Below are 15171 nucleotides of genomic sequence, written 5' to 3'. Positions count from 1 at the left end.
GCAACTTCACGGTGTCTTAGACAGCAACAATATAATCCACTTTTATCATCATCAAATTGAGTGTTGAAACAAAGCCGGGTTTCCTATAATAAAAACACGCTCATTAAATTAAATAAAGGAGATTCCTATGAGAAAAGCTCTGCGCGTTCAAAGGGACTGGGGCCCACAAATCGTATTTCTAGGGCCATGTCTGCTCTTCTTCCTCGTCATCGTAGTCACGCCCTTCATTCTTGGATTCTATTATTCCTCCACGGACTGGAACGGACTGGATCTGGACAAAGCCGTCTGGACGGGGGCTGCTAACTGGAAACGCATCTTCACGAATGATGATAAGTTCTGGGATTCCTTGTTCTTCACACTCCGCTTCACTGCGGTTTCTGTGATTATAGCTAATATCCTGGCGCTTCTGCTCGCTTTTATCCTGATGACTGCCCTGAAGACCAAGAAGCTGCTCCGCACCGTCTTCTTCATGCCAAACGTGATCGGCGGCATTCTGCTTGGCTACATCTGGCAGTTCATCTTCACGAAAGGCTTCGGCACCATCGGCGATCTGACCGGTATTCATTTCTTCAATCTTCCTTGGCTCGGCACACCGTCTACCGGGTTCTGGGGTCTGGTGATTGTATTCGTCTGGCAGACTGCCGGATATATGATGGTTATCTATATTGCAGCACTGGCTGGAGTTCCGAAGGACCTTGTTGAGGCGGCAAAGATTGATGGCGCTCGTGCTCCTCAGCTGTTCAAAAGCGTGTATCTGCCCCTGATCATGCCGGCTATCACCATCTGCCTGTTCCTGACGACATCCAATGCTTTCAAAATGTTTGACCTGAATCTCTCGCTCACCAAAGGCGGTCCGGGTACCTCTACCCAGTCTCTTGCCTTTAACATTTATGCCGAGGCGCTGATCAACAACCGTTATGGTCTGGGCACTGCCAAAGCACTATTATTCTTTGTCGCTGTATCCGCTATCACCATTACCCAGGTCTGGTTGACCAAAAGAAAAGAGGTGTCCGCATAATGCACAGTACCAGCAGATACCGGATGAGCACCTTTGCTCTTGAAGTGGTAACCATCCTGCTCGCTCTTGTCTTCCTGTCACCGTTCTATCTGGTCCTGACGAATTCGGTCAAAGGACTGCGGGAGATTCTCGTGGACGCCGCGTCCGTTCCTCAGGTCTTTAAGTGGAGCAACTATGCCGACGTATGGAAAATCATCGATTTCCCGCAGGCGTTCTGGAACTCTTTTCAAATCACAATCCTCAGCGTAATCTTCATTGTGCTCTTCAGTTCAATGGCTGCTTACCGGATTGTCCGGAAGCCTTCCCGGTTTAACTCGTTCGTGTTCCTGCTGCTGATCTCGGCCATGATTATTCCTTTTCAGTCGCTGATGCTGCAGCTGGTGCGGGTAACGAGTATATTGGAGCTTCGCGGGGAATTATATGGAATCGTGGCCTGTTATCTTGGTTTTGGCATGCCTCTGTCCGTCTTCCTGTTCCATGGCTTTATCAAAACCGTTCCCTATGAGCTCGAGGAAGCTGCCCGGGTAGACGGTTCAAACCCTTATGGTGTATTCTTCCGTATCGTCTTCCCACTACTCATGCCGATCATTGTCACTGTGGTAATTCTTAACACACTGTGGATCTGGAATGACTACCTTCTGCCCGTGCTGGTGATTGGAAGCAATAAGGATCTAACGACGCTTCCAGTTGCCGTTACGAAGTTCTTTGGACAGTACACGAAGAAATGGGATTTGGCCCTGCCTGGTCTCGTGATGGCCATCACGCCGATCCTGATCTTCTTCCTGGCCCTGCAAAAATACATCGTGGAAGGGGTGACTACCGGCTCAGTTAAGGGGTAATGTGGTGGGCTGTTCTAAAGGATGGCTGCAGGCTGCCACACACTCAACTTACGGCGGGATTGTTCTGAATACTGCGGCGCGCCCACCCATACGTACGAAGGAGAATCTTCCCCAAGCGGGGTGCGCTGCAACAATATCCACTTTTTCCGGCAAAATATTGCGTTCTGTTCGTCAGCAAATTACATTAGGATCAGAGTGTAGGAACATAAACCAGGGAGGTTATATACACATGAAGAAAAAGCTTGCATTCATTTCCGCAATCGTTTGCACACTTATTATGGCAGGTTGCGGCAACGGCGGCAACAACAATTCCGCTACAAATGGAAACGCTACCAATGCTCCGGCAGAAACGGCGGCTCCCGCAGCAACAGAGACCCCCAAGAAGGATATCACCATAAAAATGTTCCAATTTAAAGTTGAGATCGCGGAACAGCTCAATGCACTCGCAGAAGAATATGAGAAGGAAACTGGCGTGAAGGTTGAAGTCGAAACCCATGGCGGCGGTGAAGATTACGGCGCCCTGCTTAAGGCAGAAATCGCAGCCGGATCTGAGCCTGAAATTTTCAATAACGGCGGATATGCCGCTCTCGTTCCTTATATGGACCGTGCTACCGATCTGTCGGGCGAAGCTTGGGTGAAGGATTTGATTCCTACCTCGAAAATCCCTGCAACCGTAGACGGCAAACTGTACGGTATGCCGATGAACGTGGAAGGCTATGGCCTGATCTACAATAAAGACCTCTTTGAGAAAGCCGGTATTACCGAAGAACCGAAGACCCTCTCCGAGCTTAAAGCTGCAGTAGAGAAACTGAAAGCAGCGGACATCACACCTTTTGAAGCAACTAATGAATGGTGGTCGATGGGGATCCATCTGGTGAACGTGGCTCTTGCTCATCAGCAGGATCCAAAACAGTTCATTGAGGATCTTAAAGCAGGCACACAAACGATTAAAGGCAATGCCGTATTCACGCAATGGCTGGATCTGGTAGATGTGATCTTTAACAACGCCCAAGAAGATAAAATGACCACAGACTATGCAACCCAAGTTGCAGACTTCGCTTCCGGCAAAGCTGCGATGATGATGCAAGGTAACTGGACTCAAGGCGATATCGATAAGATTGATCCGGCGCTGAATCTTGGAATTCTTGCTCTTCCGATCAGTGATGAAGAAGGAACCGTCCTGGTTGGCGTTCCGAACAACTATATCGTCAACAGCAAATCAGCTCATCCCGAAGAAGCTAAAGCGTTCCTTAACTGGATGGTTACTTCCGAAACAGGTAAGAAATATTTGACTCAAGAGTTCAAATTCATTCCTGCGGAAACCAATATCGAGACCAAAGCTGAGGACATCGGCCAAGTAGCCGTTGCCCTTCAAGAGAAATCCGCTACTGCACTTGGCTGGAACTGGGATATGTTCCCGGATGGCGTAACTCAAGGCTTCGGCGCTGCCATGCAGGAATATCTCGGCGGACAAATCTCCCGCGATCAGCTTCTGGAGAAGCTGGATAAAGCCGTTCAGGATATTGTGAAGCAATAACAGCGGCTGCTTTGATTGGTTAGGCCGCATGTGGCCGAATTAGAATGGTTTGCAAAATAAACAGGGGATTCCAGCAGCCAATACGGCTGCCGGAATCTCCTGTTGTTTATGCCGGAAATACGCTGCGATAGAAGAACGATGCCCCTTCGCCTCGAGAATGAATTCTGTTGCACTTTGTGCAGCAGATTGCCTCGTTTTCGCCCCCAAAATGAATTCTGTTGCATTCTGTGCAACAGAGTACGTCATTTTATGCCCCGAGAGTGAATTCTATTGCACAAAATGCAGCAGAACCCACTATACACCTCAATATTTATAATTCTATTGTAGTAAATGCAATAGAACCTATGCGAAAGACTATTTACTCTTCAAAAGCAAAAATTAACCGTATTTTATGATCCCGGATGTAGAGGGTTTGCAGTATGGGCAGATGGGTCTACAGCAGGTAGATGTACGCAGAGAGCGGACATTTTGCAGCCGACAGATGGGTTCGATGGGATTCCATGCTGCGCATCGTAAAGAAATAGCGGATAGCATCGATCCCAAGAGGTTGGGTAATTTCCCAGAAGGGAGATGGATTCTGAGCCACACCTCCGGTAGTCGCGGACTTCCTGCGCCCGCACTATTTTTACCTCTAACCTTCATTCAGCGCCCGCAGCAGCTCCAGCGCCTCTTCGTTGTCGGGCTCCAGCACCAGCGCTTGCTGTGTGTATTCCACAGCCCCAGCTTCGTCTCCCAGCTCAAGGTAACAGATTGCCAGACTGTAGAATACAGGTGCCACCGGCTCATGAATCTGATCCTGTAAAGATCGCTCCAGGAACTCCCTCGCCTCTTCGAACCTATTCATCTCAAACAGAAGCAGACCACAGTCCAGCGCCAGATCGTACTGCTGCTCCAACGGATAATAACCTGCCCACATCAGTCTGATTCCCTGCTGAAGATCCAGCATTTCCTCATCATTGGCCTCCGGGAGAAGCTCTGAAATACGCTCGGCGCTCTGGATGAACATTTCAGCATCGTAGCCGCCGAGGCGCCAGAACGCCAGGATCTGCTGCAGCCCCATGGTGTCCACCTGCTGATCCACCCATTCCTTCATGCTGAAGAAATCATCCGGCCCAAATCGGGATACCGACCGCCGGTACGCCAGACGTGTATTGGCATAACGACTTGGCTCATGAAGCATCAGAATCATGCCGATATTCAGGTTCTTATAATGATGCTCCGTGAACAAAGCAAGTGCCCCTCGCTGCTCCAGCACATTTTGAATCGCATGATAATTGGCCGTCAGGGAGAAGCTCCCGTGATGGATCAACTGCGGGGGTTCGGCAAATTCCCAGTTCTCCAGACGGTGGTCGCCTTTGTCTGCAGTAAGAAGAAGGAATCCTTCCTCCGACAGTGCTCCCACCCGCTCCAGACAGGAAAGGCCGGCTTCCGGGAAAAGAACATGCGAATCCTCCAGCTTCTCCCGGTAAAGTGCAATAACACTATGATACGGGTAAGCCTCCTCTTCGTATGCTGCCGCCCTAACGTAATGAAATTCCGGGACCATCTGCTCCAGTATCTCTGAAGGCTTCAGTTCATCCGTATTCTCCGGAACCTGGAACGACACCTCGCAGTCGAATATTTTACCTTCATCCACATATAGCAGCTCCTGTGGAATACTATCGAAGAAATAATTGGCTACTACCGGCAGTGGCTGCTTCAGATCACCCGGTTTAATCACGATACCGCTCTCCGTCAAATGCAATTCCACATCGTGCAGTGCATCAAACTGTGCGAAATCAAGAACCCCCCTACTCACAAAAGGCTGTAGACCGGGATGCTGCTGCCAGCCTTCTATATTTTTAAGTGGAAGATCACTCATTACATAACGGAACGATGGCAGTGGAATTCCGGCGCAATCGATGATCGCACACAGCTCAGTAAGAATATGAAACGCCAGCCGGCCTGATCCGGCTCCCAGCTCCAGAATCGTGACCGGCTCAGCAATGAAACCGAGTGTTGCCCGGTCCTGAAGAAATCCGAAGATCATCTCAGCATAGGCCGAGGCAATCATCGGATTATTCGTAATATATTGCGGAACCTCATCATTGCGCCAAGCCCGGGTTCCTTCCTCTTCATAATATGCTCGTTGCAGCTCCCAGATGGGCGCTTCACTGAAACGGTAACGCGGGGATACAGTAGAACTCATCTTTGTCCAACCTACTCTTCTGTTATGTCTTAACCTTTATATTATCATTTCCAGCACCAGGAACAAATTCAGTGCAACCACCAGTCCCGAGATCAGCCATCCAAGCACTGACGTCCAGCGGCGATTGACCAGTCCTCCCATAATCTTGCGGTTGCTTGTGAAGATGACGAGTGGAATCAGTGCGAACGCAATCCCGAAGGACAGGATGACCTGGCTCATCACAAGCGCTTTTGTCGGATTGATCCCGAAGAAGATAATGGCCAGCGGAGGCAGAATCATAATGGCGCGCCGCAGGTACAGGTTGATTTTTTTATTAATAAAACCTTGCATGACCACATCACCAGCCATCGTGCCGACGGACGAACTCGATAGTCCCGCAATCAGCAGCCCAAGACCGAAAGACACTGCTGTAACCGGCCCGGCAATCTGCCCGAACTGGTGAAACGCCACATCCAGATCCTCAACCACAAGACCATTCTTGAAAAATAAAGCGGCAGAGACGATCACCATCGCCATATTTACGGCTCCGGCAATCAGCATGGCGATCATTATGTCGATAAACTCCAGCTTGAAAATCTGTTTCTTCTCCTGCTCATTGTTACCTACAACCCGGCTTTGCGTCAGTGAAGAATGCAGATAAATCGCATGCGGCATAACGGTTGCTCCCAAGATTCCTGCAGCCAGAAGAATACTGTCCACACCTTCAAACCGGGGAGTAAATATCCCTGTTGCAACAGCGCCCATATCCGGCTGTGCCACAATAACCTGAAAGGCGAATGCCATAACTACGATAAAGACCATTCCGGCAATGCCAGCCTCAAGTGTGCGGAATCCGCGGCGCTGCAGCTCCAGAATCCCGAAGGAACCTACGGCGGTGATTAATGCCGCAGGCAGCATGGGAATACCGAATAACAGGTATAGTCCCAGCGCGGCCCCGATAAATTCAGCCAAATCGGTAGCGATAATGACCAGCTCACTCTGAATCCAGAGAAAGATGGAGACGGCTTTAGGGAACCGTTCATGCGCGACCTCCGGAAGATTCTTGCCCGTGGCGATGCCAAGCTTCGCGGATAAGGTCTGGATCAGAACCGCCATCAGATTCGAGGCAAAGATGACCCACAATAACATATATCCGTATTTGGAACCGGCTGTAATGTTCGTAGCGAAATTGCCGGGATCAATATAGGCGACAGCAGCGATAAACGCCGGTCCAAGAAAAGGAAGCACTCGGCGGAAGCCTTTGATATCCCCCCGCAGAACCGCTTCGGCGGTGACGATGTTTCGTTTATTTTTCAACCCGTAGGGTTTAACCACATTCACATTTGGTTCAATCATGTCTTCCCCTCCTGTTCAATAAAAATTATCTATAATCATGTAAAAGTTGTCTATATACACGAAAGTTTCCTTAGTGCAACTTTATACTCAAATTATAATCCCGTTAATGAATAATGTAAATAGCTTTTCATGATGGTTTCAATACCCATTGCATTTGACCCCTATCATAAAAGAATTAGAAACGCATATATTTCTCATTGGATTATTTCTAATTCGGGGAGGAGCAAAGCTGATGGACGATTGGCATGTTTCAGCTTCAAAACCCGCAGTGCCCCAGCCCATTCGAAAGGATGGTGCGGGCAACATCGACCTGGGTCCCAGGGATATTATGCGGGATCGGGAGAACCCGGATATGTTCGTTCCGCCTGTGACCGATGAAGGGCTTGTGCCCAATCTGAAATTTTCGTTCTCAGATGCCCATATGCAGTTGAACTGCGGAGGCTGGTCACGGGAAGTTACCCAGCGCGAATTGCCCATTGCAACAACACTGGCCGCTGTGAATATGAGCCTGACCCCTGGAGGTGTACGCGAGCTGCACTGGCATCAACAGGCTGAATGGTCTTACATGCTGCTCGGCAGCGCCCGAATCACCGCTGTAGACCAGAACGGACGGAACTTCATTGCGGACGTGGGACCGGGTGAACTGTGGTATTTTCCGCCGGGAATTCCGCATTCCATTCAGGGCCTGGAGGAAGGCTGTGAATTTCTGCTCGTCTTTGATGACGGAAGTTTCTCCGATCTGAATACTCTGTCCATATCTGACTGGTTCGCACATACTCCCAAAGAGGTGCTGTCCGCTAATTTCGGAGTGCCTGCCGCGGCCTTTGAGTCCATTCCTTCCGATCAAGTGTACATCTATCAAGATAAGGTTCCGGGCACGCTGCAGAGCCAGGCCGTAGAGTCCCCCTACGGTGAGATTCCACAGAGCTTTAAGCATAAGCTGCTGGCACAGACGCCACTTCGAACCTCCGGTGGAAGCGTTAGAATCGTGGACTCCACGAACTTCCCTATCTCGAAGGCTATCGCTGCAGCGCTGGTGGAGATTGAGCCGGGCGGCATGCGCGAGCTGCATTGGCATCCCAATAATGATGAATGGCAATATTATTTAGCGGGAGAAGGCCGGATGACCGTATTCGCCGGGGATGGCGCTGCACGCACCTTCAACTACAGAGCCGGAGATGTCGGATATGTTCCTTTTGCCTATGGGCATTATATTCAGAACACGGGGAAAGGGTCTTTATGGTTCCTAGAAATGTTCAAAAGCGACCGCTTCGCCGATGTTTCGCTCGCTCAATGGATGGCACTGACTCCACACCAGCTGGTGGAGAGCAATCTTCATGTAGGGCCGGAAGTTATAGACTCTCTACGGAAGGTTAAATCCCCTGTGGTGAAATTTCCGGGATATCATCGATAAAAGGTTGGGTTGCCCATTGATGTATCCTTCTAAAAAATTGGGGTGTCCCAAGCCATTTCATTTCATGGCTTTTGGAACACCCCACTTTTTATATACAGGATTACTTACGGCTACATTCCGCTCCGCTGCTGCCTTTTGTTCATCATGGCGTTGATGCTTTCCGAGCAGAGCAGCATAACGATAGCGTACACCACGAGCACGAACGGAAAGATCACAAAGGAAGTGCGGGCGGCGACCCAGCCCAGTAGTGGCGGAAGGATGGCTCCGCCCGTGTAAGCCACAGCCATCTGGTAGCCCATGATCTTCTGGGAATTCTCTCTGCCGAAACGGGCAGGGGTCTCATGCAGCATGCACGGAAAGATTGGCGCGCAGCCGAGCCCAATCAGAATCAGCCCAGCCAGGGAGAAAATGTCCGGCAGCGGAACCGCTAAGAGCACGGCGCCGGCAAGCGAGATGAACTGGCCCGCACGTATCAACACACGGTTGCTGAGTTTAAACGTCACGAATCCGGTAATCAATCGTCCTGCGGTAATGCCTCCGTAATACAGCGAAACCCATTGTGCCGCCGAAGCGGCAGATAAATCTTTTACATGCACCAGAAAGCTGCTGCCCCATAATCCCACGGTTGCCTCAACCCCGACATAGAACAGGAACGTAAGCATTGCGGCTTTAACACCTTTGATGCGATGGGGTTTTTGCCCCGGAATCATCTCCGGAAGTTCGGACTCCGCCACAGTCTCTGCATGTATTCCCACAGACTCCATACGGCTCTGCTCCTCCCGCTTCCAGAGCGGAAGTGTGAAGAACAACAGCGCGACAAGCACAAACTGCACGATCGCAACCGTCATATACCCGCTGCGCCATGAACTGCCCCCGGAGATGTACCCGGACATAATGATCGGCCCAAGCATCGCACCGACTCCCCAGAAACAATGCAGCCAGCTCATGTGGTGGGCTTTATAGTGCGTAGCCACATAGTTGTTGAGTCCGGTGTCAACCGATCCGGCGCCCAGACCAAGCGGCAATGCGAATAGGGCCAGCCAAATAACGGAAGGCGCCAGGGCGAACCCGAGCAGAGCTGCCGCTGTAAACGCAACACTGATAAATGTGACCATACCGGTCCCCAGGCGCTTCAGTATCACCTCACTGGATAAGCTGGAAATAATAGTTCCGGCAACAATAATCATGGACAGCAGTCCGGCCAGATCAACGGGTGCTCCGTACTCGACCTGCATCACAGGCCAGGCTGCGCCAAGCATGGAATCCGGCAGACCTAAGCTGATGAAGGCCATATAAATGATGATCAGAAAAAATGTAGCCATATCGTTAACCACCTATATCTTTTATTTGGTTAGTTGCAAATTCGGTTCAAGCGTGCGGAGCGTCTGCACGATCATTCCTTGGGTATAATCTGCGGCGAAATCGGCTGACAGCCGCATTTCCGGCATTCCTCCAGGCGGAAGTTGTTCGCTGCAAAGTGTCGATACAGCCTTCATGTGCTCCGGTCCGAGCAGGCTCCCGGACACGACGACTGTATCCGGATTCAGCACACTGCTGACCGTTACCACTAGCTTCGCCGCAGCTTCACAGGCAGCGTCGAAGGAGGATAGCAGACTGTCATCCCCCCACAATATCCCAAGCGGAAGGTTGCCGATCTCCCCGGCAAAGCCCCTTCTCCCCTTGTACAGCTTGCCGTGTAGATAAATGCCCGCCCCCGGAGCGAACCTTTCTGGAAAATATAAATAGACCACCGAAGCGTCCATTGACGTCTCCGCCCCGTGACAGTATCCGATAACGGCGGCATTCACATCATTCTCGATTACAACGGGCCTGCCATAACGGGAGCTGAAATGCCCTGCCACGGGAACACCCCGCAGTCCGTCATAATCGGAAACCACCATTGTCCCGTCCACTTCCGCGCCCGGCAGTCCGAAGCCGATCGCCTGAACGGAAGGGTATTGCTCTAGAATATTGTCGATGATGCCTTCAAAGCAGAGTACATCTACCGCCTCCACCTGAACCTCACTCTCATGCACACAGTTCCCGGATAGATTGACCACCCTGCTGTGTATGTAACTGGCTCCTCCCTGCTCCTGCGGGAACAGAATCAGTGCAAAAGCATAATTGTCATTGTATGCATATTGTTGTGCCGGACGGCCTCCGCTGGAGGAGGACAACCCTACTTCCAGCACTTCCTGCTGAGCCGTCAGCTGCTGCAGCATCGTTCCTACGGTCACAATACTCAGTCCTGTGGTATCTGCAATCTGTTTCTTGGTAGCCTGCTTTTTCTCCTTCAGCACCTTGCGCACCAGATTCAGATTAATCTCCTTGATCACGAGGGCGTTGCCGCCGATGTTACTCATATCTTCTCACCTCGGTTATTATAATACTTTATAAAAGTATTTTAATAAATAGAGAAATAAAAAAAATTCTCCAAAAGTGGAGCAGCCTGCTTCCCGGAGCTTCATCATCTGCGGGAGAATCATTTCGACGACTTCATCCCGATTATAATCGTCCGGAGTCATCTTTCCGTCTTCCATAAATCCGACCATTACATGCTCGTGGACCAGGATCCGTCCCGCTTCCAGTTCATCAATTCTCCCATTCACCGTCTGCAGCATGATGAGAATCACTCCTGTTCTTTCTTTGAATTGTTTTCAACAAACCCGGCAAGAGGTATAATTAGGATTGCATTTATTCCAGTACAAAGGACGTGCTTCATTTGGAACAAGAAAGCGCTCTACTAGCCAAGCTGCTTCAAGAGGAAGAGGATTATAAGTTCCCTGAATTTACGAATATTACCGCCTATGAAGTGGGCACACGAATTATAGATAAGGCTCTCCGGGAGGACAAATCGATTGTCGTCAACATCCAGCGCGGCGGCGAGCTGCTCTTCTACACCAAAATGAATGGGACAAACATGGAGAACGACGATTGGGTCAGCCGCAAAAATAACACGGTATTCCACTTCAATCACAGTTCTTACTACATGCATGTGCTCCTTGGCTCCACTGGTTCGAGTGTGGAAGCACACGGTTTGGATCCTGTGAAATATGCCGCTGAAGGGGGCGCGTTCCCGCTGATCGTCAAAGATGCCGGAATCGTTGGCACCATTACGGTTTCAGGGCTTCCCGGCGAAGAGGATCACAAGATGATCTCTGATACCCTGCGGGAATTTCTAAAGGTTGGTTCATAAAAAACAAATAAACCGGTACATCCGGTACAAGCCCTGAGCTCCTCCGTAAGGAAAAGTTCAGGGCTTTTTTCTGCCCAAGTTTCCGGCCTGCCCTATTCTTTAAACCGGTAGCTCACAAAGGCCAGCTGTCTGCTGTCCGGGGACCATGAATTTACATTAAGTGTACCCTGGCCACCGAACAGCTTGACCAGTGTGCGGTATTCTCCGCCATTGCTGGACATTAAGCGGATCTCGACATGTTTATTGGCCGGATGGTCACCAGGATCGACATCGCCTTTGCGGTAGGAAATATAGGCGACCGTTTCACGATCCGGTGAGACATGGGGGAACCAGTTGTTGCTCTCGTCAAAAGTCATCTGCACCGGTTCGCTGCCGTCCGCGTTCATCCGCCATACCTGCATCAGTCCTGTACGCACGGAATTGAACCAGATATGTCTTCCATCCGGAGAGTACTCAGGACCGTCGTCCAGCCCCGGCAGGTCTGTCAATTGAACCTCGACCCCTCCGGCTGCGGGAATGGTGTAAATATCGTATTGACCGTTCCGTTCGGCGCAATACGCCAGAGTATTGCCGTCTGGAGACCAGCCGTGAAGATAACTCGGCCCAAGCGGAGTCACAAGTACCGGCGAGCCCCCTTTTACCGGAAAAATGTAGATTCTGGACTTCCCGTCCTCACGGGTATGATGGCTGACCGCAAGCTGTGAATGGTCGGGAGACAGCACATGATCGTTGTTGCAGTTCACGGCAAAGCCGGAATCGATCAAAGTACTTATGCGGGCCGCGATATCAAACGAATATATGCACCCCTTACTGTTGTAAATTAGACTCTCTCCGTCCCGGGTCCAGTTCGGGGCTTCGATCAGCTCGTCGAATTCAGCCAGAACCGTGCGCTTACCCGTCTGTATGTCGACCGTCTCCAGAATGCTGATAATACTGCGCTCATTGGTGTTATGCGTTTCCTTGTTCGTATCCATGTCAGGCTCCTTTATTTGAATTTCGGATATAATATACTGTTGCCCATGCTCTTTAATGAGTTCTACATCCACTCTCCAGTTCCTTTTCACAGCTACCGCAAATAACGAACAAAGATATTTACTTACTAATATTGAGAAACATTAAAAAGTATAGTAGAATGAACTTATTGAAGGAGGAGAGAACTATGGCCGAAACTGCACCTGTAATGGAAATTGGTATCAGCACTTTTCTGGAAACAACGCCAGACCCGGTAACCGGTGAAATTATGAGTCATGCCCAGCGGCTGCGCGATGCCGTGGAGGAGATCGTACTCGCGGACCAGGTCGGTCTTGATGTATATGGTATTGGCGAGCACCACCGGATTGATTATGCCGGTTCGGCTCCTGCCGTTGTTCTTGCGGCTGCAGCAGCTATGACTAAGAATATTCGGCTGACCAGCGCGGTAACGGTTCTATCTTCAGACGATCCTGTCCGTGTATACCAAGCCTTCTCAACAATAGACGGCATCTCTAATGGCCGGGCGGAGATTATGGCGGGACGGGGTTCTTTTATCGAATCCTTCCCCCTGTTCGGTTACGATCTGGACAATTATGACGAATTGTTTGAAGAGAAGCTGGAGCTGCTGCTTGCGATTAGAGCCTCGGAGAAAGTGAACTGGCACGGCGGTCACCGCCCTGCGATCCACAATCTCCCTGTCTATCCCCGCTCTGTTCAGGACCCGCTTCCGGTATGGATCGCAAGTGGCGGTAATCCGGAATCGGCGATACGTGCCGGTGTCCTGGGACTGCCTATCGCCTTCGCGATTATCGGCGGAATGCCCGAAAGCTTCGCTCCTCTGGTCAAGCTCTATAAGGACGCGGCAGCTGGGGCCGGGCATGACCCTGCCAAGCTGCAGATCGCCACACATTCACACGGCTTCGTCGCGGACACAACGGAACAGGCCGCTGAAATGTTCTACGAGCCGACCCAGGCGCAGATGAACGTCATCGGACGCGAACGCGGCTGGAGCCAGCGGTACAACCGCTCGGCCTATGATGCCGCGCGCAGCCTGCGCGGCGCGCTCTATGTCGGCGACTCCGAATATGTCGCCGAGAAGATTCTCCTGCTGCACAAGAACCTCGGCGTCACCCGCTTCTTCCTGCACGTCAACGTCGGTACGATGCCGCACCGCGACGTGATGCGCGCCATTGAACTGCTTGGCACCAAGGTTGCGCCGATCGTGCGAGCGGAGCTGGCCCGGGGCTAAGACGTGTATAAAATATCAATGAAAAGAAGCGTGAACGCCAATTGGCGTTCACGCTTCTTCTTTTACCGTAGCTAATATCCGAGTGTAATTAACGAGAAACCTTCGAGGTAAAAGACACCTTCATGTCTGAACCGTGCATATACGCACATCTTAATTTATTTCGTACTGCGTCTTCCATAATTACCCTTTATAATCTGGAGTATCGAATAAAGCCGACGACATCAATAATAAATGGATTGTGGAATTTTCCGATGAAGAACACATTTCATGTGATCATTTCTCCATTTCACGTTTCAATATTACTGTAGCCGGCGGGGAATTCTGGAAATAGAGCTGAATACCTCAGAAATCTTTCTGGAGATTTGCGTAAGAGGCAGAACATGATCGACACATTTCAGCTCCGCAGCCACTCTGGGCATACCGTACACCACACAGGTTGATTCTGACTCGCCAAGGGTAACCACCTGCGGATCGGCTTGTTTCGCGCGTTGCATGCCATGTGCGCCATCCCCGCCCATTCCTGTCATGATCACATAGCTTTTCTTCAGGCCCTTCAGCCGGGTTACGGAATCAAAGAGCACATCCACCGACGGGCGATGACCGTTCACTGTATCCTGTTCATGGATGACAATCCGGTAAAATCCTGCAGCCGTTCCCTCCACTTCCATATGCTTACCACCTGGTGCAATATATACAAAACCGGGTTCCAGCGTCTGATGATGCCGGGCTTCCACTACATGCAGTTCCGAATGCTGGTCAAGACGCTGGGCCAGTGAAGCTGTGAATTTAGGCGGCATATGCTGAACCACCACGACCGGAACACTCAGATCTGCCGGGAGTGAACAGATAACTGCATCAAGTGCTTTCGGCCCGCCTGTGGATGTACCAATCGCACATATGCCTTTTACATTCTTGACGGGTTCTCTGCTTGGGATGGGCGGAAGCTTCAGCTCGACCGGCATTGTTCGCGGCACCTGGGGAGCTTCGCTCTCCAGTCTTCGGATATAAGTGCGTGACGCTACAGCAGCTTTCAGTTTAGCCTGGATTTCATTCTGTTTATGGACCAGATCCACTGAGATGGAACCGGATGGCTTAGCGATAAAGTCAACGGCACCGAGCATCAATGCCTGAATCGTGGCATCCGCACCCTCTTGGGTTAGCGAACTGAGCATCACTACCGGTGTTGGTCTGACCCTCATAATCTCACCCAGTGCCTGCAATCCGTCCATGATCGGCATCTCTACATCCATGGTGATTACATCCGGCCGGAGTAGCGTTACTTGCTGTAAGGCATCTGCCCCATTTCTGGCCGTTCCAGCCACTTCGAAATCCGGGAACTCTTGAATCATCTCCGACAGCAGCCTCCGCATAAAAGCGGAATCATCAACAACTAATACGCGGGTAACCATGCTGCAACTCCTCC

At 50.8% G+C, this 15171-nt stretch carries 14 protein-coding genes; 6 read left to right on the top strand and 8 right to left on the bottom strand.

Features of this window, described 5'->3' with window-relative positions:
- Window positions 1–127: 127 nt before the first annotated feature.
- The 3 genes from ACAN55_RS09370 (at window position 128) to ACAN55_RS09360 (ending at window position 3394) form a co-directional block, all read left to right on the top strand.
- Window positions 128–1018, top strand: a complete 891-nt coding sequence (locus tag ACAN55_RS09370; protein ID WP_379131205.1) for a carbohydrate ABC transporter permease — start codon at window positions 128–130, stop codon at window positions 1016–1018.
- The gene (locus ACAN55_RS09365) at window positions 1018–1857 is read left to right on the top strand and encodes a carbohydrate ABC transporter permease (RefSeq protein WP_379131202.1); all 840 of its coding nucleotides are present in this window, start codon (window positions 1018–1020) and stop codon (window positions 1855–1857) included. The genes ACAN55_RS09370 and ACAN55_RS09365 overlap by 1 nt, the downstream gene beginning before the upstream one ends.
- Before the next feature lie 229 nt (window positions 1858–2086).
- Window positions 2087–3394, top strand: coding sequence for an ABC transporter substrate-binding protein (locus tag ACAN55_RS09360; protein ID WP_379131199.1), 1308 nt, complete (start codon window positions 2087–2089; stop codon window positions 3392–3394).
- A gap of 433 nt (window positions 3395–3827) precedes the next feature.
- Here ACAN55_RS09360 and ACAN55_RS09355 read toward each other — a convergent pair whose 3' ends face one another.
- Genes ACAN55_RS09355 through ACAN55_RS09345 form a run of 3 tightly spaced genes read right to left on the bottom strand, consistent with a single transcriptional unit; the run spans window position 3828 to window position 6917 of the window.
- Window positions 3828–3980: a hypothetical protein gene (locus tag ACAN55_RS09355; RefSeq protein ID WP_379131197.1), complete on the bottom strand. Its 153-nt coding sequence runs from the start codon at window positions 3978–3980 to the stop codon at window positions 3828–3830.
- Window positions 3981–4025: 45 nt separating this feature from the next.
- The gene (locus ACAN55_RS09350) at window positions 4026–5582 is read right to left on the bottom strand and encodes a tetratricopeptide repeat protein (protein WP_379131194.1); all 1557 of its coding nucleotides are present in this window, start codon (window positions 5580–5582) and stop codon (window positions 4026–4028) included.
- Between the two features lie 36 nt (window positions 5583–5618).
- Window positions 5619–6917, bottom strand: a complete 1299-nt coding sequence (locus ACAN55_RS09345; protein WP_379131191.1) for an Nramp family divalent metal transporter — start codon at window positions 6915–6917, stop codon at window positions 5619–5621.
- Between the two features lie 232 nt (window positions 6918–7149).
- On the opposite strand from ACAN55_RS09345, the gene ACAN55_RS09340 reads away from it, so the two are divergent.
- Window positions 7150–8331, top strand: a complete 1182-nt coding sequence (locus tag ACAN55_RS09340) for an oxalate decarboxylase family bicupin (protein ID WP_379131189.1) — start codon at window positions 7150–7152, stop codon at window positions 8329–8331.
- A 110-nt stretch (window positions 8332–8441) separates the two neighbouring features.
- Here the strand turns inward: ACAN55_RS09340 and ACAN55_RS09335 are convergent, their stop codons facing one another.
- From ACAN55_RS09335 to ACAN55_RS09325, 3 genes are read right to left on the bottom strand one after another with little or no spacing between them, the layout of a single operon-like run.
- The gene (locus ACAN55_RS09335) at window positions 8442–9653 is read right to left on the bottom strand and encodes an MFS transporter (RefSeq protein WP_379131187.1); all 1212 of its coding nucleotides are present in this window, start codon (window positions 9651–9653) and stop codon (window positions 8442–8444) included.
- A gap of 21 nt (window positions 9654–9674) precedes the next feature.
- Entirely contained in the window at window positions 9675–10694 is a 1020-nt protein-coding gene (locus ACAN55_RS09330) for an ROK family protein (RefSeq protein WP_379131185.1), read from the bottom strand.
- An 18-nt stretch (window positions 10695–10712) separates the two neighbouring features.
- Window positions 10713–10952 carry a hypothetical protein gene (locus tag ACAN55_RS09325; RefSeq protein WP_379131182.1) on the bottom strand — a complete coding sequence of 80 codons (240 nt, stop codon included), beginning with the start codon at window positions 10950–10952 and terminating at the stop codon, window positions 10713–10715.
- 101 nt (window positions 10953–11053) lie between these two features.
- Between ACAN55_RS09325 and ACAN55_RS09320 the strand changes: the two genes are divergently transcribed.
- Entirely contained in the window at window positions 11054–11527 is a 474-nt protein-coding gene (locus ACAN55_RS09320; RefSeq protein ID WP_379131179.1) for a heme-degrading domain-containing protein, read from the top strand.
- Window positions 11528–11619: 92 nt separating this feature from the next.
- On the opposite strand, the gene ACAN55_RS09315 is transcribed toward ACAN55_RS09320, so the two are convergent.
- Window positions 11620–12501 carry a TolB family protein gene (locus tag ACAN55_RS09315; RefSeq protein WP_379131176.1) on the bottom strand — a complete coding sequence of 294 codons (882 nt, stop codon included), beginning with the start codon at window positions 12499–12501 and terminating at the stop codon, window positions 11620–11622.
- Window positions 12502–12686: 185 nt separating this feature from the next.
- On the opposite strand from ACAN55_RS09315, the gene ACAN55_RS09310 reads away from it, so the two are divergent.
- Entirely contained in the window at window positions 12687–13748 is a 1062-nt protein-coding gene (locus ACAN55_RS09310) for an LLM class flavin-dependent oxidoreductase (protein WP_379131173.1), read from the top strand.
- A 299-nt stretch (window positions 13749–14047) separates the two neighbouring features.
- On the opposite strand, the gene ACAN55_RS09305 is transcribed toward ACAN55_RS09310, so the two are convergent.
- Window positions 14048–15157, bottom strand: coding sequence for a protein-glutamate methylesterase/protein-glutamine glutaminase (locus tag ACAN55_RS09305; RefSeq protein ID WP_379131170.1), 1110 nt, complete (start codon window positions 15155–15157; stop codon window positions 14048–14050).
- Window positions 15158–15171 lie beyond the last annotated feature (14 nt).

The organism is Paenibacillus oryziterrae, assembly GCF_042610485.1.
In the GTDB taxonomy this organism is placed as follows: domain Bacteria; phylum Bacillota; class Bacilli; order Paenibacillales; family Paenibacillaceae; genus Paenibacillus_AQ.
This window is presented reverse-complemented; position numbering and strand designations above follow the sequence as displayed.